The sequence below is a fragment of the Massilia antarctica genome (assembly GCF_015689335.1).
Classification (GTDB): domain Bacteria; phylum Pseudomonadota; class Gammaproteobacteria; order Burkholderiales; family Burkholderiaceae_D; genus Telluria_A; species Telluria_A antarctica.
The window spans coordinates 3,103,641-3,126,153 of record NZ_CP065053.1 but is presented as its reverse complement, the minus strand read 5'-3'; the positions used below and the strand labels follow the sequence as shown (position 1 = coordinate 3,126,153).

Annotated in this window: 19 protein-coding genes; 11 read left to right on the top strand and 8 right to left on the bottom strand. The window is 63.7% G+C overall.

The genetic code is table 11. From position 1 onward, the window contains the following. The first annotated feature begins 1 nt into the window (after position 1). The 9 genes from IV454_RS14140 to IV454_RS14100 all read left to right on the top strand — a co-directional run bounded on the left by IV454_RS14140 (position 2) and on the right by IV454_RS14100 (position 9,254). Positions 2 to 562: an ATP-dependent Clp protease proteolytic subunit gene (locus IV454_RS14140; RefSeq protein ID WP_054266485.1), complete on the top strand. Its 561-nt coding sequence runs from the start codon at positions 2 to 4 to the stop codon at positions 560 to 562. A gap of 225 nt (positions 563 to 787) precedes the next feature. Then, positions 788 to 2,068 carry an HlyC/CorC family transporter gene (locus tag IV454_RS14135; RefSeq protein WP_206091954.1) on the top strand — a complete coding sequence of 427 codons (1,281 nt, stop codon included), beginning with the start codon at positions 788 to 790 and terminating at the stop codon, positions 2,066 to 2,068. A 211-nt stretch (positions 2,069 to 2,279) separates the two neighbouring features. Continuing rightward, the gene (gene pilB, locus IV454_RS14130) at positions 2,280 to 4,007 is read left to right on the top strand and encodes a type IV-A pilus assembly ATPase PilB (RefSeq protein WP_054266483.1); all 1,728 of its coding nucleotides are present in this window, start codon (positions 2,280 to 2,282) and stop codon (positions 4,005 to 4,007) included. A gap of 11 nt (positions 4,008 to 4,018) precedes the next feature. After that, on the top strand, positions 4,019 to 5,245 hold the full coding sequence (locus IV454_RS14125) for a type II secretion system F family protein (protein ID WP_206091953.1): 1,227 nt from the start codon (positions 4,019 to 4,021) through the stop codon (positions 5,243 to 5,245). A gap of 202 nt (positions 5,246 to 5,447) precedes the next feature. Next, entirely contained in the window at positions 5,448 to 6,341 is an 894-nt protein-coding gene (locus IV454_RS14120) for a prepilin peptidase (RefSeq protein WP_206091952.1), read from the top strand. Further along, entirely contained in the window at positions 6,342 to 6,998 is a 657-nt protein-coding gene (gene coaE, locus IV454_RS14115; protein ID WP_206091951.1) for a dephospho-CoA kinase, read from the top strand. 61 nt (positions 6,999 to 7,059) lie between these two features. Continuing rightward, complete coding sequence (gene zapD / locus IV454_RS14110; protein WP_054266479.1) at positions 7,060 to 7,815, top strand: cell division protein ZapD; 756 nt, start codon at positions 7,060 to 7,062, stop codon at positions 7,813 to 7,815. A gap of 13 nt (positions 7,816 to 7,828) precedes the next feature. Continuing rightward, a complete protein-coding gene (gene yacG / locus IV454_RS14105; protein WP_126074530.1) occupies positions 7,829 to 8,014 on the top strand; it encodes a DNA gyrase inhibitor YacG in 186 nt (61 codons plus the stop codon). Positions 8,015 to 8,114: 100 nt separating this feature from the next. Next, on the top strand, positions 8,115 to 9,254 hold the full coding sequence (locus IV454_RS14100) for a sensor histidine kinase (RefSeq protein ID WP_206091950.1): 1,140 nt from the start codon (positions 8,115 to 8,117) through the stop codon (positions 9,252 to 9,254). Positions 9,255 to 9,466: 212 nt separating this feature from the next. On the opposite strand, the gene IV454_RS14095 is transcribed toward IV454_RS14100, so the two are convergent. The 5 genes from IV454_RS14095 to IV454_RS14075 all read right to left on the bottom strand — a co-directional run bounded on the left by IV454_RS14095 (position 9,467) and on the right by IV454_RS14075 (position 14,103). Next, the gene (locus IV454_RS14095; RefSeq protein ID WP_206091949.1) at positions 9,467 to 10,723 is read right to left on the bottom strand and encodes a D-amino acid dehydrogenase; all 1,257 of its coding nucleotides are present in this window, start codon (positions 10,721 to 10,723) and stop codon (positions 9,467 to 9,469) included. Between the two features lie 51 nt (positions 10,724 to 10,774). Next, a complete protein-coding gene (locus tag IV454_RS14090; protein WP_054266475.1) occupies positions 10,775 to 11,185 on the bottom strand; it encodes an NUDIX domain-containing protein in 411 nt (136 codons plus the stop codon). Beyond that, on the bottom strand, positions 11,182 to 12,060 hold the full coding sequence (locus IV454_RS14085) for an ATP-binding protein (RefSeq protein ID WP_206091948.1): 879 nt from the start codon (positions 12,058 to 12,060) through the stop codon (positions 11,182 to 11,184). Before IV454_RS14085 ends, IV454_RS14090 begins: the two co-directional genes overlap by 4 nt. 8 nt (positions 12,061 to 12,068) lie before the next feature. After that, entirely contained in the window at positions 12,069 to 13,307 is a 1,239-nt protein-coding gene (gene argJ, locus IV454_RS14080; RefSeq protein WP_206091947.1) for a bifunctional glutamate N-acetyltransferase/amino-acid acetyltransferase ArgJ, read from the bottom strand. 211 nt (positions 13,308 to 13,518) lie between these two features. After that, positions 13,519 to 14,103 carry a hypothetical protein gene (locus IV454_RS14075; RefSeq protein ID WP_206091946.1) on the bottom strand — a complete coding sequence of 195 codons (585 nt, stop codon included), beginning with the start codon at positions 14,101 to 14,103 and terminating at the stop codon, positions 13,519 to 13,521. Positions 14,104 to 14,207: 104 nt separating this feature from the next. On the opposite strand from IV454_RS14075, the gene IV454_RS14070 reads away from it, so the two are divergent. Together IV454_RS14070 and IV454_RS14065 are read left to right on the top strand one after the other, a co-directional pair. Then, positions 14,208 to 15,773: a tetratricopeptide repeat protein gene (locus tag IV454_RS14070; protein ID WP_206091945.1), complete on the top strand. Its 1,566-nt coding sequence runs from the start codon at positions 14,208 to 14,210 to the stop codon at positions 15,771 to 15,773. A gap of 108 nt (positions 15,774 to 15,881) precedes the next feature. After that, positions 15,882 to 17,189 (top strand): DUF945 family protein, encoded by a 1,308-nt coding sequence (locus IV454_RS14065; protein WP_206091944.1) that lies wholly within the window; start codon positions 15,882 to 15,884, stop codon positions 17,187 to 17,189. Positions 17,190 to 17,657: 468 nt separating this feature from the next. Here the strand turns inward: IV454_RS14065 and IV454_RS14060 are convergent, their stop codons facing one another. The 3 genes from IV454_RS14060 to secA form a co-directional block, all read right to left on the bottom strand. Beyond that, on the bottom strand, positions 17,658 to 18,434 hold the full coding sequence (locus IV454_RS14060; protein ID WP_206091943.1) for a hypothetical protein: 777 nt from the start codon (positions 18,432 to 18,434) through the stop codon (positions 17,658 to 17,660). Then, the gene (locus IV454_RS14055) at positions 18,434 to 19,441 is read right to left on the bottom strand and encodes an OmpA family protein (RefSeq protein WP_206091942.1); all 1,008 of its coding nucleotides are present in this window, start codon (positions 19,439 to 19,441) and stop codon (positions 18,434 to 18,436) included. Before IV454_RS14055 ends, IV454_RS14060 begins: the two co-directional genes overlap by 1 nt. 105 nt (positions 19,442 to 19,546) lie before the next feature. After that, positions 19,547 to 22,294 carry a preprotein translocase subunit SecA gene (gene secA / locus IV454_RS14050; protein WP_206091941.1) on the bottom strand — a complete coding sequence of 916 codons (2,748 nt, stop codon included), beginning with the start codon at positions 22,292 to 22,294 and terminating at the stop codon, positions 19,547 to 19,549. Positions 22,295 to 22,513: the final 219 nt, after the last annotated feature.

Genomic DNA, 22,513 nt, shown 5'->3' with positions numbered 1-22,513 from the left:
TATGTCCCTGCACATCGTTCACTTTATCGGCCCCATCAATCACAGCGCGGTGTGCACCATCCGCAACCTTTGCCTGCAAGCGCTGCAAAGCGGCGCCAGCGAGATCGAACTGCACATGTCGACCGAAGGCGGCAATATGACCGCCGGCTTCGCGCTGTATTTCTTCCTCAAGTCGCTACCCCTGCCGCTGACCACCCACAATATCGGCAGCGTTGAATCGGTGGGCGTGGTGATATTCCTCGCGGGCGGCAAGCGCTACGCCTGCCCCGGCACGCGCTTCCTGGTTCATCCCCTGCATTGGGGCTTCGGCAGCCTGGTGGCGGCCGACCATTCGCGCGTGAGCGAATGGCGCGACTGCCTCGACTTCGATGCCGAGCGCTATGCCTGCATTTTCGAGGAAGCGACCAAGGCGGCCGGCGCCCAGGACGATATCCGCGCCAATCTGTTCGGCAATGCGCGCATCTACGACGCCGATCAGGCGGTGGCGGCCGGCATCATCCACAAGGCGACGCAGGCGCGCCTGCCGGGTGCCGGCACCACCTCGCACTGGTGGAACGGCTGACGGGGCGCTACCGGGGCGGCAAAAACTGGCGCACTACGTGACGCACTACGTGACGCACTACGTGACGCACTGCGTGAAGCACAAACTCATGGTCAAACTTGCATGGAGACGGGGCTTGACTTAAAATCAGCAGCTCTGCGGTTGCCGTTCCGGCGAGCGCGCCATTCTGGGCTTGGCCCGCTTTTCATGCTCCCCTGTTTTTCCTCCACCGCGGCACCTTGACCCTTGGATACCGTGTCGCCCTGGGTGCTCGTCGCCGCACTTGTCTTCCTGATTCTGTGTTCCGCCTTTTTCGCCATGGCGGAAACGGCGCTCATGGCCGCCAACAAATTCCGTCTGCGCAGCCTGGCCAAGCGCGGCCACCGCGGCGCCATCACCACCCTGTGGCTGCTCGAGCGCACCGACAAGCTGCTCTCGCTGATCCTGATCGCCAATACCCTGGTCAACGCCATGGCGACGGCGCTGGCGACCGCGATTGCGATCTTGCTGTTTGGCTATGAAGAGAGCGTCATCGCGATCGCCATCGCGCTGCTGGTGTTCGTGCTGATCGTGTTCGCCGAAATCGCGCCCAAGTTCATCGGCGCCACCTATCCGGAAACCATTTCGCTGGTGGCCAGCACCCTGCTCAAGCCGATGATGGCCGTGTCCAAGCCGCTGATCTGGTTCGTCAACCTGTTCGTGCGCCTGTTTTTGACGATCCTGCGGGTCAAGCCGGCCGACAGCGCGGCGCAGCACCGCGTCTCGCCGGAAGAGTTGCGCGCCATCGTGCTCGAAAGCAGTAATTTCATTCCGCAAAAACACAAAAGCATCTTGCTCAACCTGTTCGATCTGGAAACCGTCTCGATCGAAGACATCATGACCCCGCGCTCCCAGATCGAGGCCCTCAACCTGGCTGTGCCGGTGGCCGAGCTCAAGGCCCAGCTGACGACTTGCTACCACAACAAGCTGCCCGTGTACGAAGGCGAGATCAACCGCATCATCGGCATCTTGCACGTGCGTCACGCGGTGGCCCTGCTCAACGAGGAAGACGAACTGAGCATCGCTCACTTTCGTGAACTGCTGACAACACCCTATTTCATCCCCCAAGACACGAGTGTGTTTACTCAGCTACAATATTTTCAGGAAAACAAGGAACGCCTGGGCATCATTGTCGACGAGTATGGCGAAGTCCAGGGCTTGGTCACGCTCGACGATATCATCGAGGAAATGATCGGCGATTTCACCACCTCGGTGCCGGGCGCGGCGCGCGGCGACAGCTTTTGCTGGGATGCGCACGGCGAATGTCTGCTGGAAGGCACGGCGCCCCTGCGCGAGATCAATAAACGGCTCGGCCTGGCCTTCCCGCTGGACGGTCCCAAGACCGTTAACGGGCTGATGCTGGAGCAATTGCAAGAGATTCCCGATGCCGCCATCAGCCTGAAAATCGGCAATGTTGTGATCGAAGTCATCCAGGTAAAAGACCAGGCGATCAAGGTCGTCAAGCTGACCCGCCCGGCGCCGCCCTAATCAGACTGTCACCAACATTTTCACTTCAGCCATACAAGTTCCAAACCACAATTGAACGTTCCATTTTGGCTACGTGGTATGGTTGCCTCCCCTATGCAGCAAACACTTTACAAATGTGATGCTCGGAGGCATGATCCAAGGCAGCTCGCCGCAACAGTCACTACTGAACGGCGCTTTGTCGTTCTTCGTACCACTTAAACCACGCGCGCATATGGCAGCAGTCCTCCCCAACACGACCTCCGGAACGCCCATGCCGGGCCTGGCCCGCGCCTTGATGCAGGCTGGCCGCCTCAGTGCGCAGCAAGCCGATACCTTGCACAAGAAATCGCTGACCGACAAGAGTCCGTTCATCGACACCTTGCTGCTGACCGGCACCTTCGACGCGCGCACCCTGGCCGCCTTTTGCGCGGAAACCTTCGGCTACCCGCTGATGGATTTGCAGAGCTTTAATATCGATTCCCTGCCGCCGAATGCCATCGACGGCAAGCTGATGCAGGCCCAGCGCGTGATCGCCCTGGCCAAGCGCGGCAACAAGATGTCGGTCGCCATTTCGGACCCCACCAATATCCAGGCGCTCGACCAGATCAAGTTCCAGAGCGAAGCGTCGGTCGAGCCGGTGATCGTGCTGCACGACGCCCTGCTGACCCTGCTGGCCAGCTTGGGCCGCAACGCCGAACAGAATCTGAACGAGATGGTCGGCGACCAGGAAGATATCCAGTTCGGCGAAGACGATGCGCCCGCCGTGGTCGACCAGGCCGCCGCCGCCGACATCGAAGACGCGCCGATCGTCAAGTTCCTCAACAAGATCCTGATGGACGCGATCAACCTCGGCGCGTCCGATATCCACTTCGAGCCCTTCGAAAAGTTTTACCGCATCCGCCTGCGCGTCGATGGCATGCTGAAAGAACATGCCCAGCCGCCGATCACCATCCGCGACAAGCTGGTCTCGCGCATCAAGGTGCTCTCCAAGCTCGACATTTCCGAAAAGCGCGTGCCGCAGGATGGCCGCATGCGCCTGATCCTCTCGCCCACCAAGGCGATCGACTTCCGGGTCAGCACCTGCCCTACCCTGTTCGGCGAAAAGACCGTCATGCGGATCCTGGACGCCACCCAGGCCCAGATGGGCATCGACGCGCTCGGCTACGATCCGGACCAGAAGGAATTGCTGCTCGAAGCGATCCAGCGTCCCTACGGCATGGTGCTGGTGACCGGCCCGACCGGTTCCGGCAAGACGGTGTCGCTGTACACCTGCCTGAACGTGATCAACAAGCCTGGCATCAACATTTCGACCGCGGAAGACCCGGCCGAGATCAACTTGCCGGGCGTGAACCAGGTCAACATCAACGAACGCTCGGGCCTGACCTTCCCGGTCGCGCTCAAGTCCTTCCTGCGCCAGGATCCGGACATCATCATGGTCGGCGAGATCCGCGACCTTGAAACGGCCGACATCGCCATCAAGGCCGCCCAGACCGGCCACATGGTGTTCTCGACCCTGCACACCAACGATGCGCCCTCGACCCTGACCCGGTTGATGAACATGGGCGTGGCGCCGTTCAACATCGCCTCCTCGGTCATCATGATCACGGCGCAGCGCCTGGCGCGGCGCTTGTGCACCTGCAAGAAGCCGGTGGAAACCAGCCGCGAAATCCTGCTCGCGGCCGGCTTCAAGGAAGACGAACTGGAAGGCGGCTGGAAGCCTTACGGACCGGTCGGCTGCGACCGTTGCCTGGGCGGCGGCTACAAGGGCCGGGTCGGCATTTACCAGATCATGCCGATTACCTCGGCGATCGAAAAAATCATTCTGGCGCACGGCAATTCGATGGAAATTGCCGCGCAATCGGAGCTGGAAGGCGTCAAATCCCTGCGCCGTTCCGGCCTGATGAAAGTAAAACAAGGCTTGACCAGCCTTGAAGAAGTTCTTGGCTGCACCAACGAATAGGAAAATACAGTATGGCACTCGCTCAATCGAAAAACTCCGCCGCCGTCAAGGAGTCGGTCTACGCCTGGGAAGGCAAGGACAAGACCGGCAAGACCGTGCGCGGCGAACTGCGCGCCGGCGGCGAGGCCGTGGTCAATGTGACCTTGCGGCGCCAGGGTGTCATGGTGACCAAGGTAAAGAAAAAGACTTATCGCAGCGGCAAGAAGATCACGGACAAGGATATTTCCCTGTTCACCCGCCAGCTGGCCACGATGATGAAGGCCGGCGTGCCGCTGCTGCAATCGTTCGACATCGTCAGCAAGGGCCACTCGAATCCATCGATGGCCAAGCTGATCCAGGAACTGCGCTCGGACATCGAAACCGGTACCAGCCTGAACAATGCTTTCCGCAAGTATCCGCTCTACTTCGACCCGCTGTTCTGTAATCTGGTCGGCGCCGGCGAACAGGCCGGTATTCTGGAAGACTTGCTCACGCGCCTGGCGATCTACAAGGAAAAAACCCTGGCCATCAAGGCCAAGATCAAGTCGGCGCTGATGTATCCGGTATCGATCCTGGCCATCGCCTTCATCGTCACCGCCGTGATCATGATCTGGGTGGTACCGGCATTTAAATCGGTGTTTACCAGCTTCGGCGCCAACTTGCCGACCCCGACCGTGGTCGTGATGGACATTTCCGACTTCTTCGTCTCGTACTGGTGGGCGATTTTCGGCGGCCTGTTCGCCGGCCTGTACTTCTTCTTCCAGGCCTGGCAGCGTTCGGCCAAGATGCAGCGCTTCATGGACCTGACCTTGCTCAAGGCGCCGATTTTCGGCAACGTCATCCGCAAGGCGGCGATCGCGCGCTGGACCCGGACCCTGGCCACCATGTTCGCGGCCGGCGTGCCGCTGGTCGAAGCGCTCGACTCGGTCGGCGGCGCGGCCGGCAATGCCCTGTACCTGGAAGCGACCAAGCGCATCCAGAACGAGGTGAGCACCGGCACCAGCCTGACCGCGGCGATGCAGAACGCCAATGTGTTCCCGCCGATTGTCACCCAGATGGTCGCCATCGGCGAAGAGTCCGGTGCGCTCGATTCGATGCTGGGCAAGGTGGCCGGCTTCTTTGAAGATGAAGTCGACGAAGCCGTCGCTACCCTGGCGTCGCTGATGGAACCGCTGATCATGGTGATTTTGGGCGTGCTCATCGGCGGTCTGGTGGTCGCCATGTACCTGCCGATCTTCAAACTGGGCGCGGTGGTATAACACGGGCCGGGCGGCCATGCGCCGCCCGCCTGCAGAAGCAGCGCCGCAGCAGCCGCTTGCCCCGCCGGCAAGCGCCTGCTGCGATTTTTTTGGTGCCCGCCCGGGGCCCGCTTCCCCGGACGGCGGTTCCCCAAAGCGGGCGCAAGCCCTAAAATAGATCGGTGCAGCACACTGCCGCGATCACCTCTTACCTTGGAGCATCATGCTACCGGAAACACTCTTGTTCGCCGCCCCCGGCTCCCTGGGCCCGGCCCTCGCCGCCGGCCTGTTCGGCCTGCTGATCGGCAGCTTTCTGAATGTCGTCATCTACCGCCTTCCCAAGATCCTGGATCGGGAATACAACGATTATCTGGCCGGCGAATACGGCTGCGGCTGCGGCACGCGCAAGGTGCACACCGATAAATTCAGCCTGTGGGCGCCGCGCTCGGCCTGCCCGCACTGCGGCCATCACATCGGCGCGCTGGAAAACATTCCTGTGATCAGCTATCTGGTCCTGGGCGGCAAGTGCAAAGGCTGCAAGGCCAAAATTTCGCCGCGCTATCCGATCATCGAACTGGTCACCGGGCTGATGTCGGCCTTGCTGGTCTGGCATTTCGGCAGCGGCTATACCGGCCTTGCCACCCTGGTATTCGGCTACCTGCTGCTGTCGATGACCTTCATCGATGCCGATACCCAACTGCTGCCCGACGAACTGACCTATCCGCTGCTGTGGATCGGCCTGCTGATGAATATCAATGGCAGCTTCGTGCCGCTGCAGGACGCCGTCATCGGCGCGGCCGCTGGCTACCTGTCGCTGTGGTCGGTCGCGACCCTGTACGAGAAGCTGCGCGGGCAAGTCGGCATGGGCCATGGCGACTTCAAGCTGCTGGCCGGACTGGGCGCCTGGATGGGCTGGACCGTGCTGCCGAGCGTGATCCTGATTTCGTCGGCGGTCGGCTCGGTGGTCGGCATCTGCCTGATCGTGTTCGGCGGGCAGGCACGCAATGTCAAGATTCCCTTCGGTCCTTACCTGGCCGCGGCCGGCTTCATCGTGATGCTGTATGGCAAACCGATCGGCGCCATGACCGGCATCTTGCTCCAGTACTGGATCCACTAAGTGGACAGTGCGCGCGCCCCTGACGGCGGCAAGTTCAAGGTCGGCCTGACCGGCGGCATCGGCTGCGGCAAGACGGCCGTCTCGGACCGCTTTGCCGCGCTGGGCGCGAGCATCATCGATACCGACCTCATCGCGCATGCCCTGACCGTGCCCGGCGGCGCCGCCATGGATGCCCTGCTGCACGAATTCGGCCCGGCGTTCATCACCGCCGACGGCGCGCTCGACAGGGTGCGCATGCGCGAACTGGTGTTTTCCGACCCGGCCGCCAAGGCGCGCCTGGAAGCGATCCTGCACCCGCGCATCCGCGCCGCCACCGCGGCCGCCGCCGCCGTGGCCACGGGTGCCTATCTGATCTATGTGGTACCGCTGCTGATCGAGTCCGGCGGCTGGCGCGAGCGGGTGGCGCGGGTGCTGGTCATCGATTGCCCCGAGGAACTGCAAATTGCGCGCGTGATGCGCCGCAACGCCATGAGCGAAGCCCAGGTGCGCGCCATCATGGCCAACCAGGTCAGCCGTACCGAGCGGCTGGCGGCGGCCGACGATGTGCTCACCAACGATGGCAGCCTGGAAGCGCTGGACCATCAAATTGCTCTATTGCATGCCAAATATCTGGCATTTTCGGAGAGAATGGCACTATTCCCGGTGCAGCGTTTGTAATTTTGCCTCGCTTGGTTCAGAATCACGGGATTCTTCTCCTGCCATGTAAAGGGATGTCATTTTGATCGTCTACGAATACCCTTTCAACGAGCGCATACGCACGTTGTTGCGGCTGGAAGACCTGTATGAGAAATTCAAGTTCTTTGTGCACCAGGAACATGCGATGCAGCATCACGTCGCCCTGGCCACGATCTTCGACATGCTCGAAGTGGCTGGCCGGGCCGATCTCAAGAGCGACCTGCTGCAGGAACTCGAACGCCAGAAGCAAAGCTTGCTGAGCTACCGGTCCAATCCGAATGTCGCCGCCGACATGCTCGACGCCGTCCTCGCCGAGGTCGAAACGGTCAGCGGCGCGCTGGTCGCGGCCCAGGGCAAGACTGGCCAGAACGTGCGCGACAATGAATGGCTGATGAGCATTCGCGGGCGCACCATCATTCCCGGCGGCGCCTGCGAATTCGACCTGCCGTCGTATTACGCCTGGCAAAAGCGTCCGGCCGAACAGCGCTTCAACGATATCATCAACTGGTTTGCCCCGCTGGCGCCGCTGTTCGACGCCCTGGCCCTGGTGCTGCGCCTGCTGCGCGACTCGGGCGGCCCGGTCAAGATGATCGCCATCGCCGGCAGTTATCAGCAAATGCTGCAAGGCAAGGTCTACCAGATGCTGCGCCTGACCATGGATGAAGCGATGGGGGCGATCCCCGAGATTTCCGCCAACAAGTATATGTTGTGGGTGCGCTTTACCACGCAGGGTGGCGATTTGAAGCCCAAGCCGCTGGAAGAAGACGTCCCGTTCGAGCTCACGCTCTGTAATTTTTAGATTTCACGTTGCCATGACCGTCGTTAGCTGCCCCACCTGCGCCAAGAAAGTCGAATGGACCGAGGCGAACAAATTCCGCCCGTTCTGCTCCGAACGCTGCAAACAGATCGACCTGGGCGCCTGGGCCGAAGAGAAATACACCATCCCCGGCGCCGCGCCATCCGACCCCTTGCTGGACGACGACAACCTGCCCCAGTAGCTGCCTGCATCCTTCGCCGTGGCGGCGCAAAAACGCTTACAATGAGCGACCGCCCATCATGCAAAGGATGCAACCACATGTCAATGTCACGGGCAGTGCGATGAGACTCGACCGTTTCATCAACGAGCGCATGGAAGAAATCCTGACGGAGTGGGAAGCGTTTGCCCAGACCTTGCTGCCGGCGGCGAGCCAGATGACCGACCTGGCCTTGCGCGACCATGCGCGCCAGATCCTGCAGGCGATCGCGATCGACATCGAAACCTTCCAGGATCCGGAACAGCAGATCGCCAAATCGCAGGGCCTGGCGCCCGACACGGTTGACGGCGAAAGCGCGGCCTCCATCCACGGCGCGCTGCGCCAGGCCAGCAATTTTTCCCTGCTCCAGCTCAGTGCGGAATACCGCGCGCTGCGCGCCACCGTGCTGCGCCTGTGGCTGCCGCAAGTCAATCGCATGACATCCGACGTTGCCGACGAAATGGTGCGCTTTAACGAAGCCATCGACCAGGCCCTGGCCGAATCGGTGGTGACCTACTCGGCGCGCGCCGACCACATGCGCGAACTGTTCCTGGCCATTCTCGGGCACGACTTGCGCGCGCCGCTGTCGAGCATGTCGATGGCGGGCGACCTGCTGACCCGCAAGCAGGTCGACGCCACCCAGGCGGGCGAGATCGGCGCCCGGGTCAAGCGCGGTGCCCGCCTGATGAGCAGCATGGTGGATGACCTGATCGGCTACACGCGCACCCAGCTTGGCGGCGGCATGCCGACCCAGCTGCGCGCGGTCGACCTGGGCGACGTGTGCCGCGCGGCGCTGGCCGACGCCCACGCCACCCACCCGGCCACGCGTTTCGAGATCGAAACCGACGAAGGGCTCGGCGGCCAGTACGATGCCGTGCGCCTGCACCAGTTGCTGACCAACCTGATGGTCAACGCCGCCCAATACGGCACGCGCGGCGCCGCCGTGCGCATTGAGGCGCGCGCCCATCCGGATGCGGTGACGGTGGCCGTGACGAATGACGGCCCGGTGATTCCGCCGGCCTCGCTCGAAAGCATATTCAGTCCATTGATCCAGTTGCCGGGCGCGGGCGAAGCCGAGGAACGGCCGCGCACCAGCCTGGGACTGGGTTTGTTCGTCGCGCGCGAAATCGCCGTGGCGCATGGCGGCACCCTGACGGTGACGTCCAGCGCGGAGTGCGGCACGACCTTTACGGCGCACTTGCCGCGCGCGCCGAAGAGCGCCTAGGGCTGATGACAGGTGGCGCTTCCGCGCCACCACCGTCGCTCCACCACCATCGCCACCACTGCGCCACCACCGTCGCCCCCGCGCAGGCGGGGGCCCAAGTTTTTTGCTCAGTTACTGGCTACGGTACGAACTTGGGGGGAACGCATGCGTTCCCGCCTGCGCGGGGGCGACGGTAAAGGTGCGCGGGGGCGACGGTTGGGGCGACGGCGCCTTCAGCGCCCGTAGCGCGTCATCAGCAAGCCTTCGGTATCGATGTCCGGCGCGCGCCCCGACACCAGGTCGGCCAGCACCCGCGCCGAACCGCACGACATGGTCCACCCCAAGGTCCCGTGCCCGGTATTGAGAAACAGGTTGCGATACGGCGTCGGACCGATCACCGGCGTGCCGTCCGGCGTCATCGGACGCAGGCCGCACCAGAAGGTGGCCTTGTCCACATCGCCCCCGCCCGGGAACAACTCGGTCACCGCGTGCACCAGGGTGGCGCGGCGCGACGCGTGCAGGCGCAGGTCATAACCGGCGATTTCGGCCGTGCCGCCGACCCGGATGCGATCACCCAAACGCGTGATGCCGACCTTGTACGTCTCTTCCATGATGGTCGACTCGGGCGCGCTGGCCGCATCGATGATCGGCAAGGTGATCGAATAGCCCTTGACCGGATACACCGGAATCCTGATCCCCAGCGGCGCGAGCATCAGCGGCGAATAGCTTCCCATCGCCATCACGAAGGCATCGGCCCTGAGCTCCCCTTGCGAGGTCTCGACGGCGGTAATCGCGCCGCCCTCGGCCACTAGGCGCCGGATCTCGACGTTATTGCGGAAAACGACGCCTTCCCCGACCGCCATCTGCGCCAGCGCCTGGGTGAACTTGAAGCAATCGCCCGTTTCGTCGCCAGGCAGGTGCAGGCCGCCGACGATCTTGCCGCGCACCCGCGCCAGCGCCGGCTCGGCCACTTCGCAGCCGGCCGGATCGAGCAGCGCATACGGCACGCCATAGCGCTTGAGCACCGCGATATCTTCCTGCGCTTCGTCGAGCTGGCGCGGATTGCGGAATACCTGCAAGGTGCCCTTGCTGCGATGATCGTAGGCGATGCCGGTCTCCTTGCGCAGCGCAATCAGCGAATCGCGGCTGTACTCGGCCAGGCGCACCATGCGGCTCTTGTTGACGGCGTAGCTGGCCGGATTGCAGTTGCCCAGCATCTGGAACAGCCAGCGCCACATGCGCGGATCGAAGGAGGGACGGATCACCAGCGGGCTGTGACGCATGGCCAGCCAGCGCAGCGCCTTCATCGGCACACCCGGCGCGGCCCACGGCGCGGCCATGCCCGACGAGACTTCACCGGCGTTGGCGAAACTCGTTTCCAGCGCGGCGCCGCCCTGGCGCTCGATGACGGTCACTTCATGCCCGGCTTTCGCCAGGAAATAGGCCGACGTGGTACCGACCACGCCACTGCCCAAGACAATAATTTTCACGAACTTCCTTGCGGTGCGTTAGCTTGCGTAAGGGAGGGAAAAAGAACGTCGCTACGGATAGCGCAGCTGGTCGAGCCATTCAAGCAGCGGAATGGTGGCCGGCAGCAGCGGCGACACGCCGACCACGCCCTGCCACGCAAAGGCCTGTCCTTCCAGGCTTTGCGGCTCGCCGCGCCATTCGCGGCTGATAAAGAAGTGCAGGCGGACATGCGCGTGTTCATACACGTGCTCCACCCCGCACCATTGGCTCGCGCTCAGGATATGAACGCCAAGCTCCTCGACGAATTCGCGTTTGAGCGCGTCGAGAATGGCTTCGCCGGTTTCCACTTTCCCACCCGGGAATTCCCAATAGCCGTCGTACGGTTTGCCGGCGGGACGCTGGCCAAGCAGCACGTCGCCATTGGGTTTCATCAAAATGCCGACCGCGACATCGATCGGCTTTTTGTTTGTCTGTTCAGTCATTCAGGCAGCTTTCCCGCGTAATCCCTGGCGAACTGCCACGCCACCCGGCCCGAGCGCGAACCGCGCTGCAAGGCCCATTGCAGGGCCTCAGCGCGGCTTTGCTCGATCTGCTGCGCGCTGCAGCCGTAACTGGCCAGCCAGTGCGCCACGATGCCGAGGTAGTCGTCCTGCTTGAACGGATAGAACGACAGCCACAGGCCGAAGCGCTCGGACAGCGATATCTTCTCTTCCACCGTTTCGCCCGGATGCAGGTCGCCGTCGCCGTCATGCCTGTAGCTGGCGTTGTCGCTCATGCGCTCGGGCAGCAGGTGGCGCCGGTTCGAGGTGGCATAGATCAGCACATTGTCCGACTGGGCCGCGATCGAACCGTCGAGCGCCACCTTGAGCGCCTTGTAACCGCCCTCGCCTTCTTCGAACGACAGGTCGTCGCAAAAGATGATGAAGCGCTCGGGGCGCCCCGCCACCAGGTCGACGATGTCGGGCAGCTCGGCCAGGTCGGCCTTGTCGACTTCGATCAGGCGCAGGCCGTCGGCGGCGAACTGGTTCAGGCACGCCTTGATCAGGGACGACTTGCCGGTGCCGCGCGCGCCGGTCAGCAGCACGTTGTTGGCCGGACGTCCCTGCACGAACTGGCGCGTGTTGCGCTCGATCTGCAGCTTTTGCGGCGCCACGTTGTGCAGGTCAGACAGCGCGATGCTTGATGCATGCAGCACCGGCTGCAGGTAACTCACGCCGCTGCCGGCGCGCTTGCGCCAGCGGAAAGCGGTCGACAGGCGCCAGTCCGGTTCGCGCGGATACGCGGGCGGCAGCACCGCCTCAACCCGCTGCAGCAGCGCTTCGGCGCGCAGCAGGAACTGTTCGAGTGGGGTCGTCAAGGCGCGGCTCAGGAACGGTAATCGGCGTTGATGGTCACGTAGTCGTGCGACAGGTCGCAGGTCCAGACGGTGGCGCTGTGGGCGCCGCGCCCGAGGCGCACACGGACCGTGATTTCGCTCTTTTGCATCACGCGCTGGCCGTCCGCTTCCTGGTAGGCCGGATTGCGCCCGCCGCTTTTCGCCACCAGCACGTCGTCGAGGTACAGATCGAGCTTGGTCACGTCCAGGTCGTCCACGCCGGCGTAGCCGATCGCGCACAGGATGCGGCCCAGGTTCGGGTCGGACGCGAAGAACGCGGTCTTCACCAGTGGCGAGTGGGCGATCGAGTAGGCGATCTTGCGGCATTCATCCATCGAGCCGCCTTCTTCCACCGTGACGGTGATGAACTTGGTGGCGCCTTCGCCGTCGCGGATGATCATCTGCGCCAGCGAACGGGCGATGTCGGTCACGGCGGTTTTCAGTTCGGCGTATTCGGTCGAATCGGTGTTGGCGATGGCCAGGCTGCCGGTGCCGGTGGCGATCAGCATGAAGGAATCGTTGGTCGAGGTGTCGCCATCGATGGTGATGCAGTTGAACGAATGGTCGGCCGCGTGCTTGACCAGTTCATCGAGCACGTCTTGCGACACCTTGGCGTCGATCGCCAGGTAGCCCAGCATGGTCGCCATGTTCGGCCGGATCATGCCGGCGCCCTTGCTGATGCCGGTCATGGTGACGCTGTGGCCGCAGATGTCGACCGTGCGCGACGCCGCCTTCGGCTGGGTGTCGGTGGTCATGATCGCCTCGGCGGCGTTGAACCAGTTATCGGCCTTCAGGTTGCCGATGGCCGCCGGCAGGGCGCTGACGACTTTCTCGAGCGGCAGCGGTTCGAGGATCACGCCGGTCGAAAACGGCAGGATCTGGTGCGGCTCGCAGTCGAGCAGGCGCGCCAGCGCGGCGCAGGTGGCGTGGGCGCTGGCCAGGCCGGTTTCGCCGGTGCCGGCGTTGGCGTTGCCGGTGTTGACCACCAGCGCGCGGATCGGCGCACCGCCCGCGGCCACGGCCGCCAGGTTGGCTTTGCAGACTTGCACCGGGGCGGCGCAGAAGCGGTTGGTGGTGAACACGCCGGCCACGGTGGCCGTGTCGGCGAGCTTCATCACCAGGATATCCTTGCGGTTCGGCTTCTTGATGCCGGCTTCGGCAAAACCGATCTCGATCCCGTTGACGGGCTTCAGGTCGGCGGCGACGGGCAGAGGGGAATTAACGGCCATGGCGGATTCTCTAGCAGTGAAGTGGGAAGCCGCTATTGTAACGTTGAAACGATATCCGCAGATGCAAGCGCCAAGGATCGTGCGTTGGCCGCATCCGCCCGGGGCCTGGCACGCCATGGCAGGGTCGGCACCGATTGGCGCGCTTGCGCTTTCAAGCAGCCATGTCACGACGCCAGCGCCGCTGACGGCGCAGCGGGAAACCGGGTCGCGCTCAGCGGCGCTGCATGAGACGGACATCGGGACGCCGGCCGGGCGCGCCCTCCAGCGCCCGCAGCACGGCGCCGCCTTGCTCATCGGCCGGGCGCAGGTCGAGCCGGGTGCCGCCGTCAGTCCAGCCGGCCACGGCGAACACGCGCGGCGTATCGGTCGGGACGAGCATGGCGTCGCCGGTATCCTGTTCGGTGGGGGCGTCGACCAGGATCAGCGTGTTACCGGGATGCGCGCGCAGGGCACGCGGGAAATACGCGAGATCGGCGCTGAACGCGCGCCACTTGCCTGCGCTAAAACGCAGGAAGCGCTGCTCCAAGGTGCGCATGCCAACCGAGGCGCTGCCGCCCAGACGCGCGATCCAGACGTCCATCAGCACGCACCGGCCACTGCCGTCGAGATCGAGGAAGCGACGCTCGATGTTGTAGGCCGCGTAGCTTTCCTTGGGTAGCGGCGGCGGGCGCTTGAGCGGCTTGGTGCAGGCAAGCGGATCGAGCGGCTCGTAGACGGGTTCCGGCCCGGCCGCGGCCACCGCTGCGCAGGGGCACAGCGCGGCGATGGCGAGGACCGTGCGGATAAGGTGCTTCACTGGATCTGCTCTTTCATGGTGGGAGCCTGGGGGCCGATGGCCATCGGATGTATGTAAAATATCAGTCTAACATCGCCCGCACATTCTCGATCCGAAGGACTGCCTTGACTCTCCCGACCTTGTTTCCATCCGCGCTACGGCGGGCCCGCTTTGCCATCCTGCTGGCCTGCCTGACCACGCCCGGGTTCAGCCACGCCGGCGCGCAGCCGCTCGCCAAGTCGGCGGCTGCCGCCCAAGAAAGCGCGGATGGCGCCGACATGCGCGCGCGCGAAGCGATCGCCAGCGAAACGAACCGCTACCTGGAGGCCGGCGATTACAAGGGCCTGGAAGCGCTGTATCGGCGCATCCGCGGCCCCGGCCAGCGCACCCCGAGCGGCATCTGGAAGCAGGCGCTGTTGTACAACCAGCTGCGCGGCTTCGGCCAGTGGCGCACCGATGCGGCCTATTGGGACACGGTGCAGGCCCGGGCCAAGGCGTGGCAAAAACAATATCCGACGTCGGTGCCGGCGCGCCTGTTCGAGGCCTATATGCTGTTAAAGCGCGCCGAAGCGAACCGCGGCTCGGGCTTCTACAACACGCTCACGGAACAGCAGCGGCGCGACCTGAGCCTGGGTTCGGCGGCGGCCATGCGGGTGCTGGAAGATACCCAGGCGCTGGCCGCCAAAGCGGCCGACCCGGAGTGGCATCGCGCCATGCTCAATGTGTTCCCGTACACGAACCAGTTCACGCAAGCGCATTACCAGGAAAAGATCGGCGCGGCGATGGCGCGCTATCCGAATTACCACGAAGCGTATTTCACGGCAGCGGGATTCTCGATGGCGCACTGGAACGGCGCGCCGGATGCGGTCGAGCAGCTCGCGCAAGAGCTGAACAAGGCCGCCGGCAAGGAACAGGGCGCGATGTATGCGCGCCTGTACTGGTACTTGGACCAATCGGCCTACAAGGGGAAAATCTTCGAGGTCAGCCAGGCCGACTGGCCGACCATGCGCGCCAGCTTCGAGGTGCTGATCACGCAGTATCCGGACCCGTGGAACCTGAACGCGTACGCCTATTTCGCCTGCCTGGCGAACGATGTCGGTGCCATGGCGCCCGTGCTGGCGCGCCTCGGCCAGCAGATCGACCTGCGCGCGTGGGGCGAGAACGGTGCGGCGACCCATGCGCGCTGCGCCGCCGCCACGGTGGCCGACCCGCAGTTCGACAGCAAGCAGGCAGCCGCGCGCAAGGTGCGCCTGCGGCGCCTGCTCGGCGAAACGATGCAGCACGCCGCGGCCCAGCGCGCCCGCAAAGAGTACAAGGAAGAACTGGACACCTTGCACAAGGCCGAGGATCTGGACCGCGCCCTGGGCTGGGTCAGCATGCCGGTGCAATACAACCTCGCAGTCGCCTTCTTCACCTTGAAACGCTATGAGGAAACCGTCGGCGCCATCAGCGCCGGCCTGGCGGCGCAGCCCGCGTTTCCGGACGCGTACTGGATGCGCGGGCGGGCGCTCGAAGCGCTGGGCCGCAAGGACGAGGCCCGCGAAGATTTCGACAAGGGCGCGCGCTACCTGCGCAAGGCGCTGCCGGGCGCGTGGGCCGGACTGAACCCGACCCAGCGCGCCAACGTCGCCGACATGCAGCGCAAGTTCCTGGAATACGGCTTCGAGACCCCGACCTTCCCTGAAAGCTGAGGCCCGGCCCCGCATTTCGTTGCTTAATCACAACCGTAAAAATGCTTGATGACAAGGAAAGTCATTTGCTTGATAATGTTAAAAATTAACTATTTATCAATCAATCCCGTGAAAAAACTTCTCCTCTGCACAGCCCTGCTGGCCTCCTTCCCCGTTTTTGCCGCGCAACGTCCCGTCCCCGCCAAGGCGCCGGTGGCCAAGATCGAGTCGAACATGGGCGACGCGGTCGCGGCGGCGGCGTCCGAACTCGAACGCAATTTCGCCTGGGCCAAGGGCAATCCGATTCCCATTTTCGACAAGCTGGCGGTATTCGAGTTCTCGGCGCCGACTGCCGCCAAGCTGAAAACCGTGTTCGGCTCGGCACGGCCCTACACCATGGCGCGCGCACCTGCGGCGGCCGGCATGGTCGCCTTCGATATCTCGGTGCCGGCGCACAGCTACGCCGATTTGAACGAGCTGAACTGGTCGTGGAGCGCGCTCAAGGCGAATCTGCTGACCGACGAGGCCGGCCGCACCCTGACGGCCACCGGCAGCTGGCCGCGCTTGACCATCGATGCCAAGGCCGCCAACGTGGTCTTCAACGACATGACCGTCGAGAGCAACCAGCGCCGCAACGGCGACGATGTGTGGCTCGGCACGGCGCGCGCGGACGTCAAATCGGTCGACGTGACCGGCAAGGAGCCAGCGGTCGCCATGAAAATGGAAGGCTTGTCGGGCACCTCCTCAGTGGCCGAGAATGGCAAGGAATACGACATCGGCAGCGATTTCAGCATCAAGCTGATCACGGTCATGGATGAAAAGATCGACGACCTGCGCATGTCGCTGAAGATGAACAAGCTCGATCTGACATCGTTCGAGCAGTTGAGCAAGGCTATCCAGAAGACGACCAAGCCGGGCGCCGAGCCGAAGCTGGACGATATCGGTCCGCAGCTCAAGGCCTTCGTCAAGGGCATGGCGGCACACGGCACGGCGGTCGAGATCACCGAGATGAGCGCCGGCTACCACGGCCATCGTGCGCTGATGAAGGGCAGCCTGGCCCTGGGCACGACGGTCGACAAGGATTTCAAGACGACCAACGCCCTGATGAAAAAGCTGGACGGACGCTTTGAAATGCGCGTGCCGGTAGCGCTGATCACCGCCATCGCACGCAATGTGACGCAGGCGCAGGCGACCCGGAAAGGCGAAACGCCGACGCCGGAGATGCTGGACTCGACCGCCAAGAGCCTGTCCGACATGGCGGTGGACAAGGCGACGGCCGACGGCTACGCACGTCTGGACGACGGCGTGCTGGTATCGATCGTTCAATTCAAGGCGGGCAAGCTGACCGTCAACGGCAAGGCGGTCGCCCTGCCGACCGGCAGCCAGAAGCCGGCGGCCGGCGCCAAAAAGCCGGCCAAGCGCCGCGCCACCAAGTAAGCAGCAAGCACCAGGCGGCGGCCATCGTCCGATGGCCGCCGCCCTCCCATCATCTTCTCAATCCATCACCGCGGCGGCTGCGGCGGCGCCACGGCAGCCATCGCGCGCCCTGAGCTGGACCACACCTGCATGCATTGCGCCCCGGTCCAGCTGGTCGCTTCCGGGCAGGTGCACTGGTTTCCTTCCAACTTGCTGTTAGCCGGACACTGCAGGCTGCTGCGCTGAACGTCCGCGCCCGGGTCCGCCGGTGGCGATGACGACGGGACCACGCCTCCGAGCACCGCGAGCAGCAAGCATGCCGAGACAGCGACAGCGGCGAAAATGGCTTTCATAACGTCCTCCTGGTTGGCAATGAAACCTAACCATTGCAGGAAGCGCCCTTGCTATTGTTGCGTGTTATCAACTGAAATCATTCTTACCTATCAGCAATGTCACCACCGTGGCGCCGGCACGACACGGCCCCTGCAGTTACCCGCCCGCGCCCACGGCACAGCTGTTGCCGATGCGGGTCCAGCGCACCCGCTGGCGCGCCTGCGTGGCCACCGCTTTGCCCGACTGCACCATCGTCGCGCGCACTGCGGCCGCGGCGTCGGGCGTTTTCGCTTCGCGCAGCGCCTTTGCGTACTGCACGTTGACCGCCACCTGTTTCTCCGCCAGTTCGCGCTGCAGGCGCGGCAGGTCAAGCAGCTGCTGCGCCGCCTTGGCGCGCGCCTGCGGCGTCTTGCCTTCGGCCGCTTCGCGCTCCAGCACGGGACGCATCCATGCCAGGTCCGCAGCGGGGTCGCCGGTGCGGGTGGCGCTGACGGTATCGTATTCCCAGGTCAGCTTGTCGATGCGGCGGATGGTCAAGGTGACCACCGACGCCGGACAGTTCGCCGTATGCACCACCACCCCATCCGCGCCGACCTCGCTGGACTGGTCCGGGCAGGACGCCAGCGCCACCGCCGACGAATACAGCGCGTCCGCGATGCGGCGCGGCCGGATGCAGTGCGTGACCGGCCCTTTGCCTTCAAACACCTGCTCGCCCGAGTCGGCCCCGGCGACGCGCTCGCGCCGCACGATGTCGCCGTTCGCGCCATCGACCCGCGTGTCGACCCGGTTGGCCGGCGCGGGCGCCGGGATGCTGCTGGTCGATGCCGAATCGAGCCGGTACAAGCCGGCCGGCGGCAGGATTTGCTCGAGCGCCGGGGCGGCGGCGGCGCCACCGGCCAGCAGGGCGCCCAATAACGTCAATGGGATGCGCATCAACGCACCACCATTTCAACGCGGCGGTTACGCGCACGCCCGCTGTCGTCGGCATTGTTCGCCGCCGGCGCCAGGTTGGCCACGCCATGCGCCTGCATGCGCGCTGGCGCGATCCCGTACTGCGTGCCGAGGGCATCGACCACCGCCTGCGCGCGCTTGCGCGACAGTGCAAGGTTGGCATCGACCGCGCCCTGGTTGTCCGTGTGCCCGACGATGAACACGTTCACGCCAGGGTCGTTCTTGAGCGACCTGGCCATCTGTTCGAGCGTGTCCTTCGATTCCGGCTTGATCACCGCCTTGTTGGTATCGAACAGAATGCCGTACAGGGCGATGCGGCCATCCTTCCTGAGCGCGGCACCAATGGCGCTGGCGTCGACCGTCACATTGCCCTGCTCTACCCCGGCAGCCTCGATCACCTGCATGAACTGCTGCGCGCGGCCCTGGACGTTGGCGTCGCTCTCCTCGCCGGTGCGCAACGCAATCTGCACGTCCACCGCGCCCGCCTGGGCTTGCTTGCGCGCGTGGATGTAGTGGAAGCCCGGCTTGTATTCGAACAGGCGGATCACATAGGCATCGCTCTGGCCATTGTCGACCCATTGCGCGCCTTGCGCCCAGCGCACGATCTTCGACTGGGTGCGGTCTTTCTCGCACTGGGCCGCCTCGCATTCGTACAGGGTGTCGAAGCCGGCGCCGCGCAACGCGGCCTGGTAATTGCGGAAGATCTCCAGCGAGCCGCGTCCCTTCGGTCCGAAATAGAGCCGGTTCGAGATCTTGCCTTCGACCGTCTTCTCGACCGGGCCGTTTTTACCGGCAACGAGCGTGCGCGCACTGGCGTAGTTTTCTTCGCCATGCAGGTACAAGGTGGAACCGGCGTAACGCGACAGCAGCGGATGATCGGCGCCGCCGGGGCGGTCGGCGTCGTATTTTCCCGCCTGCGCCAGCGGCGCGAACAGAATGAGTGCGAGCGCACACGCCGTCAGGGCGCTGCGGTGGAGCGGATGGGGCATGAGAGGCTCCTTGAATGGATAGCGATGTAATCTGATGCGCATGGCCGTAAAAAAAGGGAGGCGGAACATCACGTTCTGCCTCCCTTGTTGGTCATGCCGGGCGCTTTATGCGAGCTTGCCGTGGCATGCCTTGAACTTCTTGCCGCTGCCGCAAGGGCATGGGTCGTTGCGGCCGACCTTCGGCCCGAGCATCTCGTCGTCGCCAGGCGTGCCGACGGGCGCGAGCAAATCTTCCGGCGCCGCGTCCGGATTGAAATCCGCGTGCTGGTAGCTGACGTTTTCGACGTGCGACTGGTGCATGGCCGCTTCGGCGTCGATTTCCTCGCGCGACTGGATGCGCACCGTCATGATCATACGGATCACTTCATTCTTGATCATGTCCAGCATCGATCCGAACAGCTCGAACGCTTCGCGCTTGTACTCCTGCTTCGGGTTCTTTTGCGCATAGCCGCGCAGGTGGATACCCTGGCGCAGGTGGTCCAGCGCGGCCAGGTGCTCGCGCCAGTGGCTGTCCACGCTTTGCAGCATGACATTGCGCTCGAAGCCGCCGAACGATTCCTTGCCGACGATGGCGATCTTGCTGTTGTACGAGGCGTCGGCCGCAGCCAGCACCCTTTCGAGGACGTCGTCGTCGGTCATGTTGGTATCGGTCGCCAGCATCTGCGCCAGCGGCACGCTGAGCTGCCACTCGTTGGCCAGGGTCGCTTCCAGGCCGGGAATGTCCCACTGCTCTTCGACCGATTCTTCCGGCACGAACGCATGCACCACGTCGGTGAACACGCCGGCGCGCAGCGATGCAATCAGTTCGCCGATGTCGGTCGTTTCGAGCAGTTCGTTACGCTGGGTGTAGATCACCTTGCGCTGGTCGTTGGAGACGTCGTCGTATTCGAGCAATTGCTTGCGAATGTCGAAGTTGCGCGCCTCGACCTTGCGCTGGGCCGACTCGATCGAGCGCGAGACGATGCCCGCTTCAATCGGTTCGCCTTCCGGCATTTTCAGGCGGTCCATGATGGCGCGCACGCGGTCGCCGGCGAAGATGCGCAGGAGCGCGTCGTCGAGCGACAGGTAGAAGCGCGACGAACCCGGATCGCCCTGGCGGCCGGAACGGCCACGCAGCTGGTTGTCGACCCTGCGCGATTCATGGCGTTCGGTGCCGATGATGTGCAGGCCGCCGGCGGCCACCACGTGCTCGTTGAGGGACTTCCACTCGCTGCGCAGTTTTTCCGCCTGGGTGGCCTTGTCGTCGCTTGATAAGGCCGCATTGGCTTCGATGATCTGGATCTGCTTTTCGACGTTGCCGCCCAAAACGATGTCGGTACCGCGGCCGGCCATGTTGGTGGCGATGGTGATCATCTTGGGACGGCCCGCCTGGGCGATGATCTCGGCCTCGCGCGCATGCTGCTTCGCATTGAGGACGTTGTGCGCCAGCTTGGCCTTGTCGAGGATCCCCGACAGCATCTCGGAGTTTTCGATCGAGGTGGTACCCACCAGGACCGGCTGCCCGCGCTCGTAGCAATCGCGGATATCGATCAGCATCGCGTTGTATTTCTCGGCCGAGGACTTGTACACCTGGTCCTGGCGGTCCTTGCGCTGCGACGGACGGTTCGGCGGAATGACGACGGTTTCCAGACCATAGATTTCCTGGAATTCGTACGCTTCGGTATCGGCCGTGCCGGTCATGCCGGACAGCTTGGTGTACATGCGGAAGTAGTTCTGGAAGGTGATCGAGGCCAGGGTCTGGTTCTCGTTCTGAATGCGCACGCCTTCCTTCGCTTCGACTGCCTGGTGCAGGCCGTCGGACCAGCGGCGCCCGGTCATCAGGCGGCCGGTGAATTCATCGACGATCACCACTTCATCGTTCTGCACCACGTAATGCTGGTCCTTGTGGTACAGCGCGTGCGCGCGCAGGGCTGCGTACAGGTGGTGGATCAGGGTGATGTGGGCGGCGTCGTAGAGCGAAGCGCCTTCCGGCAGCAGGCCCATTTCGGTGAGGATCGCCTCGGCGTTCTCATGACCGCGTTCGGTCAGCAGCACCGAGTGCGCCTTCTCGTCCTTGGTATAGTCGCCCGGGACCGAGACCTCGCCCTTGCCGTCCGGCGTTTCTTCGCCGATCTGCAGGGTGAGCTTGGCCGGCAGCGAATTGATCTGGTGATACAGCTCGGTATGGTTTTCAGCCTGGCCCGAAATGATCAGCGGCGTACGCGCCTCATCGATCAGGATCGAGTCGACTTCATCGACGACGGCGAAATTGAGGCTGCGCTGGACCCGCTCGCTGGCCTCGAACACCATATTGTCGCGCAGGTAGTCGAAACCGAATTCGTTGTTGGTGCCGTAGGTGATGTCCGACGCGTAAGCCGATTGCTTGACGCCGTGGTCCATCTGCGACAGATTGATGCCGGTGGTCAGGCCGAGCCAGCTGTACAGGCGTCCCATCCACTCGGCGTCGCGCTGGGCCAGGTAATCGTTGACCGTGATGACGTGCACGCCCTTGCCGGACAAGGCATTCAGGTAAGTCGGCAAGGTCGCCATCAAGGTCTTGCCCTCGCCGGTGCCCATTTCGGCGATTTTGCCGTAGTGGAGCACCATCCCGCCGATCATCTGGACATCGAAGTGGCGCATCTTGAGCACCCGCTTGGCCGCCTCGCGGCAGACCGCGAATGCTTCCGGCAGCAGCTGGTCGAGCGTTTCGCCTTTGGCGACGCGCTCCTTGAACTGCGGCGTCTTCGCCTGGAGTTCAAGGTCCGACAGCTTTTCGATCTGTGGCTCGAGCGCGTTAATCTCGCGCACGATTTTTTGATATTGCTTGAGCAGCCGCTGGTTGCGGCTACCGAAAATCTGGGTCAGTAATGACATGCTTGAATTCTTGAAAAAGGCGCCGCAAAAAGAAGCCGTAATGATAGCAAAAACATATCACCCAACGGCCGACTATGGCAAAAAGACTGTGATTTTATCATGCGATCTCGCCACACTTGGGGATATTGGCCCGGAACTCAAGAGGCAAGGGCAAAACAAAGTTAATAAAATGACTCCGGCAAGGCGATCTGGCGGGGCGCCGCGCGCTGTGCTATGTTG

Excerpts from the sequence above, each read along its gene's own strand:
- IV454_RS14140 (WP_054266485.1), top strand. The coding sequence starts at position 2 with ATGTCCCTGCACATCGTTCACTTTATCGGCCCCATCAATCACAGCGCG.
- pilB (WP_054266483.1), top strand. The coding sequence starts at position 2,280 with ATGGCAGCAGTCCTCCCCAACACGACCTCCGGAACGCCCATGCCGGGC.
- IV454_RS14125 (WP_206091953.1), top strand. The coding sequence starts at position 4,019 with ATGGCACTCGCTCAATCGAAAAACTCCGCCGCCGTCAAGGAGTCGGTC.
- IV454_RS14120 (WP_206091952.1), top strand. The coding sequence starts at position 5,448 with ATGCTACCGGAAACACTCTTGTTCGCCGCCCCCGGCTCCCTGGGCCCG.
- yacG (WP_126074530.1), top strand. The coding sequence starts at position 7,829 with ATGACCGTCGTTAGCTGCCCCACCTGCGCCAAGAAAGTCGAATGGACC.
- IV454_RS14100 (WP_206091950.1), top strand. The coding sequence starts at position 8,115 with ATGAGACTCGACCGTTTCATCAACGAGCGCATGGAAGAAATCCTGACG.
- IV454_RS14090 (WP_054266475.1), bottom strand. The coding sequence starts at position 11,185 with ATGACTGAACAGACAAACAAAAAGCCGATCGATGTCGCGGTCGGCATT.
- argJ (WP_206091947.1), bottom strand. The coding sequence starts at position 13,307 with ATGGCCGTTAATTCCCCTCTGCCCGTCGCCGCCGACCTGAAGCCCGTC.
- IV454_RS14060 (WP_206091943.1), bottom strand. The coding sequence starts at position 18,434 with ATGCGCATCCCATTGACGTTATTGGGCGCCCTGCTGGCCGGTGGCGCC.
- IV454_RS14055 (WP_206091942.1), bottom strand. The coding sequence starts at position 19,441 with ATGCCCCATCCGCTCCACCGCAGCGCCCTGACGGCGTGTGCGCTCGCA.
- secA (WP_206091941.1), bottom strand. The coding sequence starts at position 22,294 with ATGTCATTACTGACCCAGATTTTCGGTAGCCGCAACCAGCGGCTGCTC.